This is a genomic window from Undibacterium parvum (assembly GCF_003955735.1).
Taxonomy (GTDB): domain Bacteria; phylum Pseudomonadota; class Gammaproteobacteria; order Burkholderiales; family Burkholderiaceae_D; genus Undibacterium; species Undibacterium parvum.
The window spans coordinates 2,112,368-2,132,170 of the sequence record NZ_CP034464.1; the positions used below are offsets into that span (position 1 = coordinate 2,112,368).

General features: G+C 52.0%; 17 protein-coding genes. 10 read left to right on the top strand and 7 right to left on the bottom strand.

Going from position 1 to position 19,803, the window contains the following annotated elements:
* Window positions 1–50 precede the first annotated feature (50 nt).
* The 3 genes from EJN92_RS09225 to EJN92_RS09235 all read left to right on the top strand — a co-directional run bounded on the left by EJN92_RS09225 (window position 51) and on the right by EJN92_RS09235 (window position 3,039).
* Window positions 51–914 (top strand): MBL fold metallo-hydrolase, encoded by an 864-nt coding sequence (locus EJN92_RS09225; RefSeq protein ID WP_126127550.1) that lies wholly within the window; start codon window positions 51–53, stop codon window positions 912–914.
* Between the two features lie 287 nt (window positions 915–1,201).
* A complete protein-coding gene (locus tag EJN92_RS09230) occupies window positions 1,202–2,422 on the top strand; it encodes an MFS transporter (protein WP_126127551.1) in 1,221 nt (406 codons plus the stop codon).
* Complete coding sequence (locus tag EJN92_RS09235) at window positions 2,419–3,039, top strand: helix-turn-helix transcriptional regulator (protein WP_126127552.1); 621 nt, start codon at window positions 2,419–2,421, stop codon at window positions 3,037–3,039. The genes EJN92_RS09230 and EJN92_RS09235 overlap by 4 nt, the downstream gene beginning before the upstream one ends.
* 275 nt (window positions 3,040–3,314) lie before the next feature.
* Here the strand turns inward: EJN92_RS09235 and EJN92_RS09240 are convergent, their stop codons facing one another.
* A complete protein-coding gene (locus EJN92_RS09240; protein ID WP_126127553.1) occupies window positions 3,315–4,226 on the bottom strand; it encodes a LysR family transcriptional regulator in 912 nt (303 codons plus the stop codon).
* Window positions 4,227–4,340: 114 nt separating this feature from the next.
* Between EJN92_RS09240 and EJN92_RS09245 the strand changes: the two genes are divergently transcribed.
* The 3 genes from EJN92_RS09245 (at window position 4,341) to EJN92_RS09255 (ending at window position 7,219) form a co-directional block, all read left to right on the top strand.
* Window positions 4,341–5,276: a DMT family transporter gene (locus EJN92_RS09245; protein ID WP_126127554.1), complete on the top strand. Its 936-nt coding sequence runs from the start codon at window positions 4,341–4,343 to the stop codon at window positions 5,274–5,276.
* Between the two features lie 24 nt (window positions 5,277–5,300).
* Window positions 5,301–5,549: a DUF3297 family protein gene (locus tag EJN92_RS09250; RefSeq protein ID WP_126127555.1), complete on the top strand. Its 249-nt coding sequence runs from the start codon at window positions 5,301–5,303 to the stop codon at window positions 5,547–5,549.
* 380 nt (window positions 5,550–5,929) lie between these two features.
* A complete protein-coding gene (locus EJN92_RS09255; protein ID WP_126127556.1) occupies window positions 5,930–7,219 on the top strand; it encodes an NAD(P)/FAD-dependent oxidoreductase in 1,290 nt (429 codons plus the stop codon).
* Between the two features lie 37 nt (window positions 7,220–7,256).
* Here the strand turns inward: EJN92_RS09255 and EJN92_RS09260 are convergent, their stop codons facing one another.
* Window positions 7,257–8,018, bottom strand: coding sequence for a tRNA-uridine aminocarboxypropyltransferase (locus EJN92_RS09260; protein ID WP_126127557.1), 762 nt, complete (start codon window positions 8,016–8,018; stop codon window positions 7,257–7,259).
* A gap of 245 nt (window positions 8,019–8,263) precedes the next feature.
* Here EJN92_RS09260 and EJN92_RS22070 point away from each other — a divergent pair, with 245 nt between their 5' ends.
* Window positions 8,264–9,901, top strand: coding sequence for a methyl-accepting chemotaxis protein (locus EJN92_RS22070; protein WP_126127558.1), 1,638 nt, complete (start codon window positions 8,264–8,266; stop codon window positions 9,899–9,901).
* A gap of 166 nt (window positions 9,902–10,067) precedes the next feature.
* On the opposite strand, the gene EJN92_RS09270 is transcribed toward EJN92_RS22070, so the two are convergent.
* Window positions 10,068–10,607 carry an NADPH-dependent FMN reductase gene (locus EJN92_RS09270; protein WP_126127559.1) on the bottom strand — a complete coding sequence of 180 codons (540 nt, stop codon included), beginning with the start codon at window positions 10,605–10,607 and terminating at the stop codon, window positions 10,068–10,070.
* A 390-nt stretch (window positions 10,608–10,997) separates the two neighbouring features.
* Here EJN92_RS09270 and EJN92_RS09275 point away from each other — a divergent pair, with 390 nt between their 5' ends.
* Entirely contained in the window at window positions 10,998–12,050 is a 1,053-nt protein-coding gene (locus EJN92_RS09275; RefSeq protein WP_126127560.1) for a porin, read from the top strand.
* 66 nt (window positions 12,051–12,116) lie between these two features.
* Here the strand turns inward: EJN92_RS09275 and EJN92_RS09280 are convergent, their stop codons facing one another.
* Window positions 12,117–12,413, bottom strand: coding sequence for a YciI family protein (locus EJN92_RS09280; RefSeq protein WP_126127561.1), 297 nt, complete (start codon window positions 12,411–12,413; stop codon window positions 12,117–12,119).
* A gap of 120 nt (window positions 12,414–12,533) precedes the next feature.
* Here EJN92_RS09280 and EJN92_RS09285 point away from each other — a divergent pair, with 120 nt between their 5' ends.
* Both EJN92_RS09285 and EJN92_RS09290 read left to right on the top strand, forming a co-directional pair.
* Entirely contained in the window at window positions 12,534–13,313 is a 780-nt protein-coding gene (locus EJN92_RS09285) for a class II glutamine amidotransferase (protein WP_126127562.1), read from the top strand.
* A complete protein-coding gene (locus EJN92_RS09290; protein WP_126127563.1) occupies window positions 13,310–14,239 on the top strand; it encodes a LysR family transcriptional regulator in 930 nt (309 codons plus the stop codon). The genes EJN92_RS09285 and EJN92_RS09290 overlap by 4 nt, the downstream gene beginning before the upstream one ends.
* 934 nt (window positions 14,240–15,173) lie before the next feature.
* Here EJN92_RS09290 and EJN92_RS09295 read toward each other — a convergent pair.
* The 3 genes from EJN92_RS09295 to metH all read right to left on the bottom strand — a co-directional run bounded on the left by EJN92_RS09295 (window position 15,174) and on the right by metH (window position 19,585).
* Window positions 15,174–15,488 (bottom strand): hypothetical protein, encoded by a 315-nt coding sequence (locus EJN92_RS09295; protein WP_126127564.1) that lies wholly within the window; start codon window positions 15,486–15,488, stop codon window positions 15,174–15,176.
* Between the two features lies 1 nt (window position 15,489).
* Window positions 15,490–15,759, bottom strand: a complete 270-nt coding sequence (locus EJN92_RS09300; protein ID WP_126127565.1) for a hypothetical protein — start codon at window positions 15,757–15,759, stop codon at window positions 15,490–15,492.
* Between the two features lie 76 nt (window positions 15,760–15,835).
* The gene (gene metH, locus EJN92_RS09305; protein ID WP_126127566.1) at window positions 15,836–19,585 is read right to left on the bottom strand and encodes a methionine synthase; all 3,750 of its coding nucleotides are present in this window, start codon (window positions 19,583–19,585) and stop codon (window positions 15,836–15,838) included.
* Window positions 19,586–19,803 lie beyond the last annotated feature (218 nt).

Genomic DNA, 19,803 nt, shown 5'->3' on the forward strand with positions numbered 1-19,803 from the left:
GAATAGGGCCGCCTATACTCGCCTCACTCCCACTTTATTGAAAGCCCATCATGTTCAAACAAACTCTGATCGCTAGCGCCCTCGCTGCTACTACCCTGCTTAGCAATGCCGCTACTTTGTCACTAGAAGTGCATAACCCTGGCGAGGCGGCGATTTTCCCGGTGGCCTCGGTACTGGTTAGCGGTGCCAAAGAGATGGTGTTGATCGATGCCCAATTCTCGCGCAGCGAAGCAGAAAAATTGGTGGCGCGCATACGTGCCAGCGGTAAAACCCTGAGCACCGTGTATATCAGCCACGGCGATCCAGATTTCTATTTTGGACTGGATGTGATCCAAGCCGCGTTTCCGCAGGCAAAAATAGTCGCCAGCGCCGCCACGGTGGCCGCGATACAAAAAAAGGGTGCCGCCAAGATTGCCTACTGGGGCCCTATCCTGAAACAAAATGCGCCACTTAGCCTGGTCGTACCTGAGGTGTTACAGGGCGACAGCATACAACTGGAAGGCGAGACGCTGAAGATATCCGGCCCACAAGGCGCAGCTTCCGAGCGCAGCTATGTCTGGATTCCCTCCATCAAAGCGGTGGTCGGTGGCGTGGCCTTATTTAAGGGTTTGCACGTCTGGACCGCCGACAGCCAAAGCGCGGCATCGCGCCAGGAATGGTTGAAAACTTTAGACGGCATCGCGGCATTGCAAGCGAGCACCGTGGTGCCCGGGCATTTTAAAGTCGGCGCTGCGCTGACAGCGGACAGCATCAGTTTTACCCGCGACTATTTGCTTAAATTTGCGGCCGAAACCAGTATCGCGACTAACTCGGGTGAGCTGATCGCGGCCATGCGTAGCGCCTATCCGGATGTGGGTCTGGATGCCGCCTTGCAAACTAGCGCCAAAGTCGCCAAGGGTGAAATGAAGTGGTAAGCCGGTTTTAAAATACCCCCCTGCCACTGCGCATAGTCTATGCGGCTCTGCAAGGCATCTTCCAACAAGCGCATGGGATATGCGCGCTGGCAGTGCTGCTTCTGAATATCAGGCTGAGTCTGGCGGTTACGCTTAAGCCGAGAGCGATCTTATGCTCACTGCTTGCTAAGCTGGATTATTGCGGGTGTTTTTTCATGCTCAATTTAAATAAACATTTTTGTTTATTTAAATTGAAATTCGTCTATACTTCAGGCTAGGTTTCCATCCCAACTTGAAACGACGGCTTTATGAAAACACCGCTACTGATCGCCACCGCCTGTCTGCTGGCGCTGCTCTCTACTGTGGGTGCGGCGCTGCCTTATCCTATCTTGCCGCCGCTGTTTGCGGCTGACGCCAGCAATAGTCTGAATCACTTCATGGGTTTGCCGCCCAAACTTTTGTTTGGCATCGCCTTGAGTATTAATCCGCTAGGTTTGCTGCTAGGTTCGGCCTTACTCGGGCCTTTATCGGATCGCTTTGGCCGACGTCCGGTGTTGTTAAGCAGCGCTTTGGGAGCCGCACTTGGGCATGCGATTACTGCCTGGGCTTTGCTATTGCAGTCGTATCCGCTGTTTATACTGGCACGATTTGTTACCGGATTAATGGAAGGCAATGCATCGGTGGCGCGCGCCTTACTGGCTGACCGGCTCACGGGCGATAAGCGGGTCAAGGCGCTGGCGTGGCTCAATGGCGCGTTTTATGCAGGCTGGCTGGCCGGGCCATTATTGGCCGGCGTCACTTTAGTCTGGGGGATTACCGTGCCATTTTGGATAGCGGCCGGAGCACTCGTGCTGGCCGCCGCCTTGGTAATGATGAGCATGCCCACAGAGGCTCGATCCAAAGCCACTACCTCGTGGTGGCAAGTGGCGCGTGATCAGCATACCTTGCTGTTATTGCGGCATCCGGCTTTGCGTAGTTTGTTTGTGATTCAGCTCGCTTACACCTGTGGTGTTACTGCGTTTTACGAATTTTATCCGCTGTGGCTGGTCGAAGTGCCAGGCTACGATGCGCAGGGAATTGCCTGGATGACGGCGGCTCTGTGCGGCTTGATGATAGTCAGTTCATTTTTTGCCGGCCGTCCAAGCACGATAGCCCCTTTGCGACGGATACGCTGGCATGCTTATTTTGTGGCGGGCGCGATTGCCTGCCTGGCTATCGGTAATCTGTGGCTGGGTTTGGCGGCGATTATCCTGTTTGGGATACCGAATTCATTTTATAACGCGATACTGCCGAGCTGGTGTGCCGAGCAGTTTGGTCACTACGGCCAAGGTGCGGTAATGGGCTTGATCTCGACCACTTTTTGTCTGGCAAATATCATCATGGCCTTAATCGGCTCGGTGCTGACCCTGATCGATACCCGTCTGATTTTGCTACTGGGCGCCGCGCTAAGTAGTTGGGCCGCCTGGCGTATCGGGCACTGGCAAAAAGAGTTAGCGCTGCAAGCAGGCAAGCAGCTGGAGGCCGCATGAATACCGCTGAACGTGTTCTGTATCTGCTTAAAACCCGTGGCCCGCAAACCGCACAAGAGATCGCCGAAAGTTTAGAACTCACTTCTATGGGCGCGCGTCGCCAGCTCGAAGCCTGGCAAGAAAAAGGCATACTCAGTTGTGAGGACGCAGCCGAGAAAATTGGTAGACCGACGCGCCGCTGGCAATTGACAGCAGAAGGGCATGCGCGTTTCCCGGATAGACATGGTGATCTGACGGTGCAAATCATCGCCCAGGTGCGTAGCTTGTTTGGCGAAGCTGGTCTGGAAAAACTGATCAGCGCGCGCGAACAAGATACTGAAGCACTGTATGTCGCCGCCCTATCCAAGGCAAACAACCTCAAAGCCAGGGTCAAGGCGCTCAGTACGGCACGCAATGCCGAAGGCTATATGGCGCATATGGAAATTCAAGACGACGGCAGTTTGCATCTGATCGAAGACCATTGCCCGATCTGCGCAGCGGCGCAAAGCTGTCAGCAGTTTTGTCGTTCAGAATTAGCGGTTTTTCAGCGCGTATTGGGGCCGCAATGCAGCGTAGAAAGAATCGAACACTTGCAAGCCGGTGCGCGCCGTTGCGTATATCTGGTGCGCGAGAAATAAAGCGCTTTGTTTAGTCAAGCCCAGCTTAGGCTCTCTTTTTTATTTTTTAAAACCGAAGGCCGAATATCCATGATGCCTACAGACCGATATTGCTCGGAAAGCCGCATGTTTATTACGGAAGGCGGTTGGGAACTTCTAAAAAACCGTTAATCGGGATGCAGCACAAGGCGCAAACCGGAGCAATACGTCGGTATTGCGAGGATTTGCAACGCCGCGATGCGCCCGAGTATAGGGTTTTTAGAAATTCCAGTTGATTTTTCAATTTGAGTTCCACCTCAATGCTGCAATTGCGCTTCTAGATAATCAATCAATACTCTGAGCTTGGGTGCCAGATAGCGGTTCGGTGGATACAGCAGGTATGCGCTGCCGCGGTAGGCGGTGAGTAATTCCCAATCGGCTAAGACGCGTTGCAGACGGCCCTCCGCTAGCGCGGCTTGGGCGGTGAAGACTGGCAGACTGGCGATGCCCCAAGCGTCCAGCGCAGCCGCTAAGCGCATCTCCGTATTATTCGCGATATAGCGGCCCTGCACCACGACGCTCTGGCTAAGCGCGCCTTGCTGCAAGACCCAGCGATTATCGTTGGCATGTTCGCCCAGATAGATGCAATCGTGTCCGCTGAGATCATGCGGTGCGTGCGGGATGCCACGCGCGCTCAAATAAGCCGGCGCGGCTACCAAAATTTGCTCTATCAGCTGCAGCGGTTTGGCCACCAGACCGAGTGGCGGCTGATCGGTGATGCGGATTCCCAGGTCTATATCTTCCTGCAATAGATCGGTGGGGCGATCAGTGACGATCATCTGCAGATTGATTTCCGGATATAGGCGCAAAAAATCGCCAAGCAGAGGTTGTATCACTTGCTTGGCAAAGGCTTTCGGCGCGCTCAGACGTATCAGGCCTTGCGGCTGGGCGTTGACCGCGCTCACAGTGCTGGCTAAGCGCGCCGCCGCCAGCATATCCTGGGCGTACTGCGCTACCGTTTGGCCCGCCTCACTCAGACGTAAAGAGCGCGTGGTACGTACAAATAATTGCAATTTTAGGCTAGCTTCCAGACTAGAAATTTGTCGGCTAACCGCCGATGGCATGCAATTGAGGGCGCGCGCAGCGGCCGAGAAACTGCCGGTTTCTATCACCTTGACCATTACCGCCAAGCCTGGGAGTAAATTAATTAACTTATCATTGATGCTCATGGCGCATAAGTCCTATGCAAATTCACTGAATTATCAAAATCCGAGTATAGATCCATAATCGCCTGGTCGCAGCAATCGCCTGCTAAATATTCCAAGACCACCGGAGAGTCGCTCATGTTAAAACGCCTGCCTATGGCCGAATTGATGTTATTTGCAGTCGCCATGGTGTGGGGCTGTAGTTATGGCGTAGCGAAAATCGCGCTGTTTTATTACCCCGTGCTAGGATTTTTGGCCTTGCGCTTCGGCTTGACTTTCTTCATCTTGCTACCCAGCCTGAGCAATTTTCGCAGTCTCGAGGTGAAAAACGCCTGGCGTATAGGTCTGCCTTTGGGCTTGATTTTATTGGCAATTTTTTTGTGCGAAACCTATGGCATTACACTCACGAGTGCCAGCAATGCGGCGTTTTTGATTTCTCTGTGCGTGGTGTTGACGCCGCTGGTTGAGTGGCTAGTGTTAAAGCAAGCACCGAATTCCTACACGCTGGGCGCTATCGCACTGGCGCTGCTAGGTGCTATTTTGCTGATGCCCAATCTGGGTCTCAATTTCAGCTTCAGTTTCAGCTTCAATCCTGGCGATTGCCTGATACTGGCTGCGGCCGTCTTGCGCGCATTTTTTATGGTGCAGAGCAAGCGCCTGACGCAGCATCAGCAACTCTCCACGCTGGCCTTGACAGCGGTGCAATCGGGCGTCTTGATGCTGGGTTGCTTAAGTCTGGCGGCATTAAGCCCTAGCGGTTTGCCCGCTTTACCGCAGGCGCTGGTATTTTGGGGCGCAACTTTGTTCCTGGTGTTGTTTTGCACACTGTTTGCCTTCTTCGCGCAAAATTATGCGATCCGCCGCAGCAACCCAACCAAAGTCGCGCTACTACTGGGCAGTGAGCCGGCCTTCGGCGCCTTGTTTGCCGTACTATTTTTGGGTGAGCATTTAAGCGCGCAGGCGCTGCTCGGTGGCAGTCTGATCGTTGTGGCATCTTTAGCTGCCAGCCTGCAAGCGCCGATTAAAAAGAGTAAATTATTCGGGCAGCTAATCGGCAGGCAATTGAACTCTTAGGTTTTCTAGTGGATAATTACGCGCATGAACGATACCACTACCTTCCCCCCTTTCCCTGACCGTTTGTCAGTTGATCCACGTAGTCCTTACTACAGCGCGGCCGTGTTCGAACACGAAGTCGGCATTAATCTGAACGGCAAAGAACGTTTAGAAGTCGAAGAATATTGCATCAGCGAAGGCTGGATTAAAGTCCCTGCTGGCAAAGCCGTCGATCGCAAGGGCCAGCCCTTGATGATCAAAGTAAAAGGCACGGTAGTACCGTTTTATCGTTAAAAACTCGCTGCTCTAAAACCAAATTCAAAAAAGGCCAGTATCGCCATGCAGCGATACTGGCCTTTTCAATAAGCGGTGTCAGTAAGCTGTGTAAGTAAGCTTAGTTAGTAAGCGGCTTGACCGGAATCGGGCTGCCCAGAATTTTTCGAATACATCAACAATAGAGCCACTTCGATTGGCTTTCTTTTTGAAGTGGTTCTAGCTTTTTCAATTTCAAAAATTTACTCTCTACTTGCTTTGCAATTGCCAGTTTTTGGCTAGGATAGACGGCCAAACTAGGCTAGGATTTGTGCGCACGCGCTGAGACAGCGATGGCAATCATACTGCTTTTTTGCGCAAGACAATTGCAGCTAACACCTCACCAACGGAGTAAGAGTTCTATGGCAACCCAAAGGATCAATTCGTATTATTCAGCAAGCATCAATCAAGTGCATCATTTCCCGCAGCTTGAATCTGATGTCGAGGTCGATGTGGTGGTGATCGGTGCTGGTTTTACTGGAGTGGCCGCTGCATTAGAATTGGCAGAAAGAGGTAAAAAGGTGGCACTGATCGAAGCCAATAAAGTCGGCTGGGGGCAGTCTGGGCGCAATGGCGGCCAGGTCACCGGCAGCTTGTCGGGCGAGGGCGCGATGCGCAAACAACTGAGCAGCTTTATGAGCGCAGCTGAGGCCGATGAATTTATCTGGTTTTTGCGCTGGCGCGGGCACGATATTATCAAAAACCGTATAGAAAAATACGGCATCGCTTGCGACCTCAAATTCGGCCATCTGCACACGGCCTACAAGCCCAGCCATGTCAAAGAATTGCGCGCTGAGCGTGATCTGGCGCAGCGACGCGGCATGGGCGATCAGGTCGAGCTGATAGAGGCCAAAGACATGGGGCAGTTTCTCGATACGCCTTTGTATCACGGTGGCCTCTACAATAAAAAGAATATGCATCTGCATCCGCTCAATCTGTGCATAGGCGAAGCGCAGGCGCTGGTAAGCCTGGGTGGTTTAATTTTTGAAGACTCGCCAGTGACGAATATTGTGCATGGCGACAGACCAGAAGTGCATACTGCCAAAGGGCGCGTGATCGCGCATCAAGTCTTGCTGGCTGGCGATGTGTATCACAAGCTGGAACAAAAAAAACTAGGCGGCATGATATTCCCCGCCGCCGGTGGCATCATCACCACCGCGCCATTGGGCAGTTTGGCCAAACAACTCAACCCGAAAGACGTGGCAGTCTATGATTGCCGTTTCGTGCTCGATTACTATCGTATGACGGCCGACGGGCGTTTGTTATTTGGCGGCGGTGCCAACTATTCGGGCAAAGAATCACGCGATATTGCGGCCGAATTGCGTCCCTGTGTAGAACGCACCTTCCCGCTCCTGAAAGGGGTGGAGATAGAGTACGAATGGAGTTGCAATATGGGCATAGTCATCAACCGGGTGCCACAACTGGGTAAGCTCTCGCCCAATGTCTGGTACGCACAAGGCTACTCTGGCCATGGGGTCGCAACCTCTCATATCGTCGGCGAGATCATGGCCAATGCCATGACTGGCAATAGCACGCGCTTTGATAGTTTTGATCAATTCAAGCATATCCGGGTGCCGCTGGGCGATTGGTTTGGCAATCAACTACTGGCTTTAGGCATGCATTACTACCTGTTTATGGAGCGCTTTCACTGACTCAGCATCCGGCGGCAGAAGTGGCTGTGGCGGCGCGCTAGGGCAGGCGTAAATCTCGTAAACGCTGGTGTAGCTCATCGTCCCAGTCGAGCTTGAGTTGCTGCTTGGCGCACAGATAGTGTTCGGTAAATACGTCCAGGTAAGCCTCCAGAGTTTGCGCGGCCAGCGTCTCACCAGCCAGCGCCAGACATAAGGCGGCCACCTCAGAGGTACACAAATGATCATCGCGCCGTGAACGCCGCAGGCGATAACGCGATAATTGCTCAGGTGCCAAACTGAGCACAGGAAATTGTGCCAGATAAGGGCTTTTTTTAAAGATCTTGCGCGCCTCTGGCCAGGTCGCATCGAGCAAGATAAACAGCGGCCGCTTGCGCTCCTGATCTGAAACAGTATCGTTTTTTTCGACTGGCAGCAACTGCGTCACAACCCGCTCAGGCGCCACAAATTCACCAGGAAACACCACATACGGCTGCCATTGCGGATCGGCCAACAAGCTCAATAAGGCAGGATCAACTTCAGTGCGGGCCCAGCCAAAGGCCGTGGTAGCGGGCACCACATCAGCGATCAGCCAGCCGGTATTGCTAGGTTTCAGGGTCTCATGTTCCGCCATGATCAGACACACCCCGGCACGGGTAGGCACCACAGTACGCAAGCCGCACAGGCAATGACTGAGGATCAGGCGGCAACCAGCACAGCGCTCGCCATGCGGCCCGCCCCGCGCCAGAAATGGCCGCGTACTACGTAGCAGGCGAGCCGAGCGCAGACGGGATACAGCATGTGGTAAATGGACGTGGGTCATGTGAATTTCAACTGTCGCTTTTATAGCAGAAAACTCTCTTTAAAAAAACAACCTAGTTATATTCACAGGAGGCTTTCCAAAGTTAAGCGTAAAATATAAGGCTGTTTTGTCAGCGTCTATGCGATCAGGAAATTAGCCCATTTTCCTGTATAGAAGCGCACGTATATGGGCTAAAACCCTGTGATATTTCTCGATTTTAAACGTCGATTACGACACTTTTATTTGCATTTATTTTTTTTGACATTATGAATAATTTAAGCATACGTTTCCGCATTACCGCTGGCTTAGCATTGATCTTATTGCTTGCTGTTCTGAGCGCAGCCAATTCATTGTATCAAAATATTTCGATCAAATATGAGTCTAGCGAAGTCAGTTCTTCCTGGATACCGGCTATAGGAAATTTGGGGCAAATGAAAGGCTACGTTAGCGATCACTATCTGCTGGTAAGTGACCATATGGCTGGCCGAGGCGCAGTTGATGCGGCTGTTTTTAATAAAGAATTACAAGAGATCGAATCCAAACTGAGCAAAGCCACCGAAGTCTATCTAGCGACTTTACTCACTTATACAGCAGAAAATGCAGCCCAAGGCGATGCAGAAAAAGCTTTGGTTGCCGATTATCAGCGCAAGCGCGACACTTATTTTAAACTGGTGAAAGCTGGTTTGGCCGATGTCGCTGATACAGCTGCCACGCCTGCCATGGTAGAGATGGCGAAGCAGGCTTATGCAGAGAAAACACCCGCAGCATTTCGTGAAGCCTACAGCGCAATGGAAGCAATTTTGAGCTTCAATCTAAACGGTACCGCGCTAGCCGCGGAAACCGTCTCACAAACGGTAAAAAGTGCCGAAAAAGCCATGCTGGCAGCCTTGGCATTTATTATCCTCATCGGGTTTGCGCTGATCTGGGCGATTCCACGTAGCGTTGTAGTCCCAGTGCAAGAAGCTGTTTCGCTTGCGCAAAAGATCGCAGAAGGCGACCTGAGCCGCGATGTAATAATCACGAGGCACGACGAATTGGGGACCTTACTTAGTAATCTCGGTGCCATGCAAAAAAATCTGGCCATGGTGGTATCCAACGTACGTAAAGGATCCGAAGAAGTGGCCAGCGCAAGCGCTGAAATTGCACAAGGCAACTTAGATCTTTCTTCCAGAACAGAGCAACAAGCAAGTGCACTCGAACAAACCGCTGCGAGCATGGAAGAACTCGGCTCTACCGTAAAACAGAATGCGGAAAATTCGCGCTTAGCCAATCAACTGGCCGTGAGTGCGTCAAAAATTGCCGTACAGGGCGGTGATGTAGTCGGTCAAGTAGTGGAGACTATGAGGGGCATCAATAGTTCGTCGCAAAAAATTTCGGACATCATCGGCGTCATTGACGCGATTGCCTTTCAAACCAATATCCTGGCGCTTAATGCGGCAGTGGAAGCGGCAAGGGCTGGGGAAAACGGACGCGGATTTGCGGTGGTGGCCAGCGAAGTACGTTCATTGGCGGGGCGCAGCGCGGAAGCGGCTCGCGAAATTAAGATACTCATCAGTGATAGTGTCGAACGCGTAGAGCAAGGCACTATGCTTGTCGATAAAGCAGGTGCGACTATGGAAGAAATCGTGAACTCGATTCGCCGGGTGACCGAAATTATGGCAGAAATAAGCGTCGCTAGCGACGAGCAATCTGCAGGGGTAGCCCAAGTGGGCGAGGCAGTAAATCATATGGACGAAACGACACAACAAAACGCCGCCTTGGTTGAACAAATGGCTGCAGCTGCGGCCAGTCTGCAATCACAGGCGCAAGATCTAGTGCAAGTGGTCGCCACTTTCAAGCTAAGTGACGACACAGAATTGCCGCTGTACGCGGTGCATCGTGTAGAGCAGTTGAGCCTACGCTAATTGAGTCAGTGTTAAGGCCTGTCTCATTTTTACTATCACTATAGGCTTGCAGCCAGTCAGCTAGTCAAGCTTGATCGTAAAACTCGCCAATTGGCGCACCAGCTCGTCGTCACGAAAGGGCAGTGCAGCAACAAAATGCGCCGCACCGCCAATATACTGGGTAGTATCACGCCGCCGGCAAGACCGTCAAGCTACTCAGCGCCTGCAGCAGTTGCTGCTCCAGATCGGGGTTTTTGAGGGTGCCAAGCGCCACATCAAAATTCTCATAAAAGCTAGGGATAGCCAGACTGGCCTTGACCTGGCCGCCAAAAAACGGCGCTGAATTAGTCGCTGCCGCCAACACGCTGGCACCTCCGCGCGCACCAGGCGAAGTGGACAGTAACACCACAGGCTTACCCTGAAAAACTTTGGAATTAATCCGAGAGCACCAATCGAAAAGATTTTTATAGGCGGCGCTATACGAGCCATTGTGCTCGGCAAAAGAAATCAGCAAGGCATCGCTACCAGCGATTTTTTCCAGGAAGGCCAGTGCCAAGGCCGGCTGTCCCAACTGCTCTTCTTTGTCGACACTGAATAAGGGTAATTCGTAATCGTTCAGATCTAGCACTTCGACCTGCGCAACAGGCAGCAAGCTGGCGGCATGCTTCACCAATTGCAGATTGATCGATTTTTTACTACTACTGGCAGCGAAGGCTAACAATTTCATTTGTGTTTTCTCAAAGTTAAGGACCCGATATCAGGAATGGTGGCGGGCGAAATCATCATTGTAATTGATGCATGCAATTACAGCATGCCGCCAACGCGCATATCCCATGCGGGCTGCAGGGCAGGGTGCCTGAAGAAGGGCATGGAATATGAGCGGTGGCAGTGCCTTGTGTTGCGCATCGCCTACACACCACTAGCTAAAACCCATAACGACAGCTAACTGAAAGCTAGGCTTGCCTACCATGGAGGCTGATTGCTAGGGGGGGCGCGCTTGATCAAAGCGAGCCCTAGGCCTTGCGGGATTTTTTTGTATCTCAAAAAAATGTGCTCAAGGCTTCCCGCCTGAGCAATTCACAAGCACTAACTTGACTACTTTTGGAGACTCTCAAAAATGAAAAAAAGCCTGATCTGCGCTGCGGCGCTCAGTATGATTGCCAGCCTGGCACATGCACAATCGAATGTGACTATTTACGGTTTGATCGATGCCAATCTGACCTACAACAATAACGCGAGCGCGGCCAAAGATGGCCAGTTCAAACTCAATAGCGGTGGTATGAATACCTCCCGTCTGGGTTTTCGTGGTACCGAAGATTTAGGCAATGGTTTGAAGGCAGTGATGCAACTGGAAAGCGGTATCTTGCTCGACACTGGCGCCACTGACGGTGAAATGTTTGGTCGTCAAGCCAATGTCGGCCTGCAAGGCGAATTCGGTAAGCTGATCGCTGGTCGTTCATATAGCACGACCTATGATTTCATCTTGCCTTTCGATCCTATGGGTTATGCGCCTCAGTATTCCTGGGCGACTTCGGCCGGTGCGACTGGCTCACGTAAAGACGGCATGCTGACCGGCACTTCAAATATGCTGAAATACCAATTCGACAGCAGCAGCTTCAAACTCGGTGCGACTTATGGTCTGGGTGAAGTGGCAGGCGATAACGCCTCTAGCGCCAAGCTGGCTTTAGCGGCTGCGTATATGGCTGGCCCATTTGCCGCGACACTGGCGTTTGATCAAGTTAATGGTGTGACGACCGCTGCTGGTGCCATGGATAAGGCCAAGACTATCCACGCTGCTGCCAACTATCAACTCGACAGCGTTAAATTGTATGCAGCGTATCGCAATTACAAGAAGACTCTGGCGAGCGGCGCAGCCGATTTGCGCAGCGATTTATTCTGGGGCGGCGTCGACTTTAAGCTTAGCCCGGTATGGACACTGACTGGCGCTTACTACTATCAGGATATCAAGAACGTAGCAGCGGCAGCCGATGCTGATCCTAGTATGTTCGTCGCGCGTGCCAAATACGCTTTATCCAAGCGTACCGACATCTATGTCACCGGTGCCTATGCCAAGGGTCGCAACGACAAGATAGTCGGTGTGTCACGCGATGATGCGGCTTTTGGTACTAGCCAAAATTCTTTCACAGTAGGTATGCAACACCGCTTCTAAGCTCAGGCTATGAAGTCAAAAGCCAGCCCTTGCGCTCTGCAGGGCTGGCTTTTTTTTGCCCCCGGCTCAGATCTGAGCGATCACGTCTGGCAAAGCCTTCGACCAATGGTAAATCTCTACACTCTGGCGCAAACCTTGCTGCCAGAACGGATCACTCTGAAATGCCGCCTCGACCGCAGCTTTGTTATCAGCCTCAAGTATCCACAGCGCGCCGACTGGCGTCTCGCCCAACTCATGACGTAAAGAGCCAGCGACCTTAATCTGCGCTTGCCGTTCAGCCAGCCAGTCTATGTGTTGCTGCAAAAATTCAGCTCTGATTGCGCCCTGGCCTGGCAGGTCGGTAAAACGTACGACGAACAGCATGACTATCCTCTGCTTAAATAAGTTTGAACTTACACAAAAATGGCTAGATAGGATAACCCAAGCTTGGGCGCTTGTCTGTCTGTGCTAAGCTAATGCATCCTCTTTTTCCTAGCCTCTGTCATGTGCCAGTTACTCGCAATGAATTGCAATACCCCGACCGACATCATGTTCAGTTTTACCGGCTTTGCGCTGCGTGGCGGCAATACCGACGAGCATAAAGATGGCTGGGGCATTGCGTTTTTTGAGGGCAAGGGCGTGCGCCATTTTGTCGATCATCAGGCCGCGGTCGATTCGCCGATTGCGGGTCTGATCAAGAGTTATCCGATTAAATCGAAGAATGTGATTGCGCATATCCGTAAGGCGACGCAGGGCGTGGTTAGCCTGGAAAATTGCCATCCTTTTGTGCGCGAATGCTGGGGCGTTTACTGGGTATTTGCCCACAATGGCGACCTGAAAAATTTCGCGCCTGTGCTAGATGCTGCTTACCATACCGTCGGCAGCACTGACAGCGAATGGGCCTTTTGTTATGTGATGCAAGAGATGCGCAAACACTTTGGTGATAGTATGCCGCCACTGGCTGAGATTAGCCGCTTCCTGCGCCAGATTTGTAGCGAGATTGCCGCCTACGGCACCTTCAATATGACGCTCTCAAACGGCGAGGCGCTGTTCGTCCATTGCTCGACCAATTTGCACTATATCGTGCGCCAGTATCCATTCTGCGAAGCGACTTTATCGGACGAAGATATCGCAATCGATTTTGCGGCAGTCACCACGCCGCAAGATAAAGTGGCGCTGATCGCGACCGCGCCGCTGACCTGCAATGAACATTGGACGCCATTTGGGGCCGGCGAATTTAAGGTCTTTGTCGATGGCGATGTGCTGGCCGCGGAGGCCGCATGACTAAGCCAAAACAAGATCAGCTCGACACCCATCTGCTGCGGGTTTTGCACACCTTATTAAGTGAGCGCAGCGTAACCCGCGCTGCCATCAAACTCGGGCAGTCACAACCGGCTGTTAGCAATACCCTCAAGCGCCTGCGCGAGATTACTGGCGACGCCATCCTGGTGCGCAGTAAAAACGGCATGACCGTGACGCTGCGCGGCGAAGAATTATTTGTGCTGGCCAAGCAGGGTTTGCAGATCATAGACAGCATCGCCAACCCGCCACCACTGTTTGTTCCCGCCAGCACCCAGCGCGTATTTAATTTGGGCGCACCGGATTATTTAAGTGTCTTGCTGATCCCCGCAATTATTGAAAAAATTCGCACTCAGGCACCGCATGCCAGTCTGGTCGTACATGCCTTGAATGCCGGTTTTGATTATGTGGCAGCGCTAGAAAACGGTACGCTCGATTGCGTCATCGGCAACTGGCCGGATCTGCCTGCGCATCTACATCTGACCCAATTATTTGAAGATGAAGTAGTCTGCATGATTCACCAAAATCATCCGGTGGTGAAACACGGTTTGTCGCTCAAGCATTATGTAGAGATGGAACATCTGGCACCGTCCCCGTACACCTTGGGACATCGCAATATCATCGACAATGCGCTTACGGCACTCGGTTTAAAACGCAAGATACACATGACCATCCCGTATTTCGGCATGGTGCCGCAGATCCTTGCCAAGACCGATCTGATCTTTACCACTAGCCGCAGCTTCGCCCTGCAATGCGCCAAAGACTGGCCGATCGCGGTGCTGCCGGTACCGCTGGCGATACCGAAGATGCAGTTCTTTATGCTCTGGCATGAGCGCGTTCACGCTGCCGCCGAAGTGCAGTGGTTACGCCGCATCGTGGCAGAAGCGGCCACGGCAGTGGTGGCGGTTTAATCTGGCGAATTTTAAAAGTGGCAAGCCCAGCGCGCATATTCCATGCGGCTCTCAGGCCATGCAGGCTGGGAACCCGCATGGAATATGCGCGCTGGCAGGGTGCTTGAAAAAATCGGGTTTTGCGGTCGCCTTCTTTTGCTTACATTTTCTTGGCTTCGCCAAAAAAGGTATGCCAAAAAAGGCGCCGCAAAGTCGCTGTCCCTGCGGGATACCCAATTGTGCAGGTCGTAAAATGGGAAAAGTTCGAAACTCGCTACGCTCAAACACGAACCTTTCTAATCCATTTTCCGCCCCGCACAATTGGCAGCGCCACATGCGAATTCGAGTCAAAAGCAGAGTCAAAACCCAAGTCAAAAGCACCGGATTGCCGTAGCTTGATGTGTGTTGGCATTGCGTTTGCAGAGGAATGGAAGTCGCACTTCGGATGTGTTGACCTTCGCCTTTCGCATGTGGCGCTGCCGCTTGTGCATGGCAGAAAATGGATTAGGAATGAAGCTTGTTTGAGCGCAGCGAGTTTGCTTCATTCCCCATTTTTTGACCTGCACAGGCGGGCACCCGAAGGGCAGCGACTTTGCGTCGCCTTCTTTTGCTTCCGTTTCTTGGCGAAGCAAGAAAAGGGAGTAGCCGCCGGTCTACCACCGGCCAGCAATCTCACATCAACGAAAGAAGTAAAAAAACGACCTAGCAACCGCAAACCAAAAACAGCATGCCGCCAGCGCGCATATTCCATGCGGCTTACAGGCCTATGTGCTTGAAGAAGCGCATGGAATATGGGCGCTGGCGCTGCCTGTTTTGAGATACCATGCGACGCAATAGATGAAGCCCATTGCGCCCTACGATTACGCCTTACCGGGTTGGCAAGGCAGGTAAATGGAATTTCACGTGGTGCGACATACATGATTACACTACGCTAATCGCACCTACGCCGAATAGGTTAAGCATCTGGTTCTGTAATAATTTCTTTTGGTTGAAACGGATTATTTACAGCCATTGCTCTCAGGATAAGCGGTGCAGAAATTCCAATATTGACAGCTAAGACAGGCTTTAACACAATGTCAGACGATACATACATAAATGCAAGTCCGCCGCCAAGTACAGGCATGATAAAAAATGAAAACCAATAAAGCCAATCTTTTAGATCTGGTCTCTGTGATTTTGGCAGCTTGTGTAGTTCTGCGAGTTCTAAAAATTTAGTTGCAAAAGCGCCAAATACAGCAAATAAAACTGGTGATACAAACGAATCTGTCATTTTAATCGCCCCTATTTTTAAATGCCGAAATCAGTCTTTTAAAAGGACTTGTTTGCTGGCGATGTTTTTCTCTAGATGCAAATAAGGATTCGCCTTTGGTGTTTGGCACAGATGACATTACTACGCGATCACCTTTGCTAACAATCACTTTACGTACGGTGTCAGTCGATACTTTTGTTTCGTTAGAAATTCCACTGATCGTCCTCCACATAAATTTTGGATTTTCTAATGCTGTCTGAATTTTTTGCTCGTCGGAATTTTCTCTTTTCATATAAATCCTTAAAAATCAAATAAAAACAACAATTGCCTATTTGTTTCTTTGCGATATTTGCTTCAATTTACTCCCATCACAAATTTGGCGCCAACCACCGCTCAACCTCATCCTTGTTCACACCCCGTCGCACCGCCATATCCGTCACCTGATCATCCGCAATCTTACCGACACTAAAATACTTCGATTCAGGATGGGCGAAGTAGAAGCCTGATACTGCTGCGCCCGGGATCATGGCCCATGATTCGGTGATGTGCATGTCGATTTCTTCGCATTGCATCTGCTTAAACATTTCGGTTTTTACCGTGTGCTCAGGGCAGGCTGGATAGCCTGGTGCCGGACGTATGCCTTGGTAGCTTTCTTTGATCAGGTCGGCATTGCTTAAGGTTTCATCGCTGGCATAACCCCACAGGTCTTTACGCACGCGTTCGTGCAGGCATTCGGCGAAGGCTTCGGCTAATCGGTCTGCCAGAGATTTCAACATGATGCTGCTGTAATCATCGTGTGCGTCTTCAAAACGTTTTTCGTATTTTTCTATGCCTAAACCGGAGGTGACCGCGAACATACCGATGTAATCGGCTACGCCGGATTCTTTAGGCGCGATGAAATCCGACAGACATTGATTCGGACGCTGTACCCCATCGATCAGCGGTTTTTCGGTTTGCTGACGCGTGCCGTAATAGGTCAGCGCTACTTGCGTGCGCGTGTCGTCGGTGTAGATTTCTATGTCGTCATCATGCACGGTATTGGCTGGTAGCAGCGCGATAACGCCATTGGCAGTTAGCCAGCGGCCCGCGATGATTTTTTTCAGCATGGCCTGACCTTCTTCGTAGACCTTGCTGGCCGCCTCTCCTACCACTTCATCGGTCAGTATTGCAGGGAAGGGCCCGGCCAGATCCCAGGTCTGGAAGAACGGGCCCCAATCGATGTATTGCGCGACGGTGGCAAGATCAAAATTCTTGAAGATACGGCGGCCGATGAACTTTGGTTTGACCGGAGTATTTTTACCCGTGAAACTTAGCTTCATTTTATTCGCGCGCGCTTGTTTTAGCGTCAGCATAGGCACGGCTTTTTTGTTCGCGTGCTGCACCCGTATGCGTTCGTAGTCGGTCGCCAACTCTTCCATATACTGATCGCGGCTCTCTGGTGTCAGCAGCGATTGCGCTACCGAGACCGAGCGCGAAGCGTCGGCCACGTACACCACCGGGCCTTCGTAATTGGGTGCGATTTTGACGGCGGTGTGGGCGCGGCTGGTGGTTGCGCCACCGATCAGCAGAGGGATTTTCAGCATGCGGAAATGCGGGTCGCGCTGCATCTCTTTGGCGACGTAGGCCATCTCTTCGAGGGATGGCGTAATCAGGCCGGAGAGGCCGATGATGTCTGCGTTTTCCAGTTTAGCGCGTGCCAGAATTTCTGAGCAAGGCACCATCACGCCCATGTTGACCACTTCAAAATTATTACACTGCAAAACCACCGTGACGATGTTCTTGCCGATGTCGTGCACGTCGCCTTTGACGGTGGCGATGACGATCTTGCCTTTTGGTTTATTGTCGCCCGACAGGCGTTTTTCTTCTTCAATAAACGGCACCAGATGCGCTACCGCCTGCTTCATCACGCGCGCCGATTTCACCACTTGCGGCAAGAACATTTTGCCCTGGCCGAACAGATCGCCAACGATATTCATACCGGCCATCAAAGGGCCTTCAATCACGTGGATAGGACGGCCGCCGCTATTGAGCACGTTCATACGCGCTTCTTCGGTGTCTTCGACTATCCATTGGGTAATGCCGTGCACCATCGCATGCGACAGGCGCTTTTCGACAGGGTCGCTACGCCATTCCAGCGTGGCCTCTTCTTTCTTGCCGCCGGCTTTCAGCGTGGCGGCGATTTCTATCATGCGCTCGGTAGCGTCCTCGCGGCGATTCAGTACCACGTCTTCAGTGCGTTCGCGCAGTTCGGGATCTAGCTCGCTATACAAGCCCATCATGCCGGCGTTGACGATACCCATGGTCATGCCAGCTTGAATCGCGTGATATAAAAATACCGTGTGTATCGCTTCGCGTGCCGGGTCATTGCCGCGGAACGAGAAGCTCACATTCGAGACACCACCGGAGATCTTGGCACCTGGTAGATTTTGGTGTATCCAGCGCGTCGCATTGATGAAATCGACGGCGTAATTATTGTGCTCTTCGATACCGGTAGCGATGGCGAAAATATTTGGATCGAAGATGATGTCGTAAGGATCGAAATCGCATTCGGCGATCAAGAGATCATAGGCACGTTTACAAATTTCTATCTTGCGCTCGTAAGTATCAGCCTGGCCTTTTTCATCGAAGGCCATAACGATCACTGCCGCACCGTAGCGCTTACACAGTTTGGCTTGATGCAGAAATTGCTCTTCGCCTTCCTTCATCGAGATCGAGTTGACAATCGCCTTGCCCTGCACGCATTTCAGACCCGCTTCTATCACCGACCACTTGCTCGAATCGATCATGATGGGCACCCGTGCGATATCGGGTTCGGAGGCGATCAGGTTAAGGAAGCGTGTCATGGCAGCGAGCGAATCGAGCATCGCTTCATCCATATTGATGTCGATCACTTGCGCGCCGTTTTCTACCTGCTGGCGCGCCACGGCCAAGGCTTCGTCGTATTGCTCGTTAAGGATCAGGCGGGCAAAGGCTTTGGAACCGGTGACATTGGTGCGCTCGCCGACGTTGACGAATAAGGAGTCGGCATCGATCGTAAATGGTTCTAAGCCGGACAGGCGCATGGCGGGTGCGATTTCGGGAATCACACGCGGCTTTTGGTTTTGTAGCAGATCGGCAATCGCCTTGATGTGCGGTGGCGTGGTGCCGCAGCAACCGCCGGCGATATTGATGAAACCAGCTTCGGCAAATTCTTTGAGTAAGGCCGAAGTATCGGCCGGCAATTCGTCAAAGCCGGTGTCGCTCATAGGATTGGGCAGACCGGCATTCGGATAAATACAGACAAAGGTGTCGGCAATTTTGGACAGCTCTTCGGCGTAAGGGCGCATCAGGGTGGCACCGAGTGCGCAGTTCAGACCTATCGTGAGTGGCTTGGCGTGGCGTACCGAGTTCCAGAAAGCCGGTACGGTTTGGCCAGAAAGAATACGGCCAGAAGCATCGGTGACGGTGCCGGAAATCATGATAGGCAGCTGCTTGCCGCTTTCTTCAAAATACTGGTCAATCGCAAACAAGGCGGCCTTGCAATTTAAGGTATCAAAAATAGTTTCTACCAGCAGCACATCGGCACCGCCATCGACCAGACCACGGGTTTGCTCCAGATACGCCGCCACTAACTGATCAAAGGTGACGTTACGCGCCGCTGGGTCATTCACATCCGGTGAGATCGAGGCAGTCTTAGGCGTAGGGCCGAGAGCACCGGCGACGAAGCGTGGCTTGTCTGCACTAGAATATTTATCGCAGGCGGCACGGGCTATTCTTGCCGACGCGACGTTCATCTCGTAAGCCAGATGCGCCATGTGGTAATCGTCTTGCGCCACTGTCGTCGCACCAAAGGTATTGGTCTCGATCAGATCGGCACCGGCGGCCAGGTACTGCTCGTGAATTTCTTGAATGATGTGCGGCTGGGTCAGCGAGAGCAGTTCGTTATTGCCTTTGACGAATAGTTCGCGCACACCTTCTGGCCCGGAAAAATCTTTAAAGCGCTCGCTACGGTAATCTTCTTCGGTCAGCTTGTATTGCTGAATCATGGTGCCCATGGCGCCATCGAGTATCAGGATGCGGCGTGCCAAAATGTCGCGCAAGATGGTTTCGGTACTGAGGGCGGTGTTGGTCTTAGTCATGATTTCTGTCTCTAAAGCAAAAAACCCGATCAAACACTCGCAGGCGGGATCGGGTAAGAAGTAAGCGCAATCTGGCTCGTAAAGCTACGCTGGAAGGCATAAATTATACGTCAAAGCCAGAACTAAGACGCCCGATACTGCGCGATCGCGGCGATTTTCTTAGACTTTGTGGTTAGATGTTTATGCGCTTCATCGTAGCAGCCTGGGCTCAGCTAAGC

Excerpts from the sequence above, each read along its gene's own strand:
- EJN92_RS09235 (WP_126127552.1), top strand. The coding sequence starts at position 2,419 with ATGAATACCGCTGAACGTGTTCTGTATCTGCTTAAAACCCGTGGCCCG.
- EJN92_RS09240 (WP_126127553.1), bottom strand. The coding sequence starts at position 4,226 with ATGAGCATCAATGATAAGTTAATTAATTTACTCCCAGGCTTGGCGGTA.
- metH (WP_126127566.1), bottom strand. The coding sequence starts at position 19,585 with ATGACTAAGACCAACACCGCCCTCAGTACCGAAACCATCTTGCGCGAC.
- EJN92_RS09225 (WP_126127550.1), top strand. The coding sequence starts at position 51 with ATGTTCAAACAAACTCTGATCGCTAGCGCCCTCGCTGCTACTACCCTG.
- EJN92_RS09230 (WP_126127551.1), top strand. The coding sequence starts at position 1,202 with ATGAAAACACCGCTACTGATCGCCACCGCCTGTCTGCTGGCGCTGCTC.
- EJN92_RS09285 (WP_126127562.1), top strand. The coding sequence starts at position 12,534 with ATGTGCCAGTTACTCGCAATGAATTGCAATACCCCGACCGACATCATG.
- EJN92_RS09295 (WP_126127564.1), bottom strand. The coding sequence starts at position 15,488 with ATGACAGATTCGTTTGTATCACCAGTTTTATTTGCTGTATTTGGCGCT.
- EJN92_RS22070 (WP_126127558.1), top strand. The coding sequence starts at position 8,264 with ATGAATAATTTAAGCATACGTTTCCGCATTACCGCTGGCTTAGCATTG.
- EJN92_RS09245 (WP_126127554.1), top strand. The coding sequence starts at position 4,341 with ATGTTAAAACGCCTGCCTATGGCCGAATTGATGTTATTTGCAGTCGCC.
- EJN92_RS09250 (WP_126127555.1), top strand. The coding sequence starts at position 5,301 with ATGAACGATACCACTACCTTCCCCCCTTTCCCTGACCGTTTGTCAGTT.
- EJN92_RS09290 (WP_126127563.1), top strand. The coding sequence starts at position 13,310 with ATGACTAAGCCAAAACAAGATCAGCTCGACACCCATCTGCTGCGGGTT.
- EJN92_RS09260 (WP_126127557.1), bottom strand. The coding sequence starts at position 8,018 with ATGACCCACGTCCATTTACCACATGCTGTATCCCGTCTGCGCTCGGCT.
- EJN92_RS09280 (WP_126127561.1), bottom strand. The coding sequence starts at position 12,413 with ATGCTGTTCGTCGTACGTTTTACCGACCTGCCAGGCCAGGGCGCAATC.
- EJN92_RS09300 (WP_126127565.1), bottom strand. The coding sequence starts at position 15,759 with ATGAAAAGAGAAAATTCCGACGAGCAAAAAATTCAGACAGCATTAGAA.
- EJN92_RS09275 (WP_126127560.1), top strand. The coding sequence starts at position 10,998 with ATGAAAAAAAGCCTGATCTGCGCTGCGGCGCTCAGTATGATTGCCAGC.
- EJN92_RS09255 (WP_126127556.1), top strand. The coding sequence starts at position 5,930 with ATGGCAACCCAAAGGATCAATTCGTATTATTCAGCAAGCATCAATCAA.
- EJN92_RS09270 (WP_126127559.1), bottom strand. The coding sequence starts at position 10,607 with ATGAAATTGTTAGCCTTCGCTGCCAGTAGTAGTAAAAAATCGATCAAT.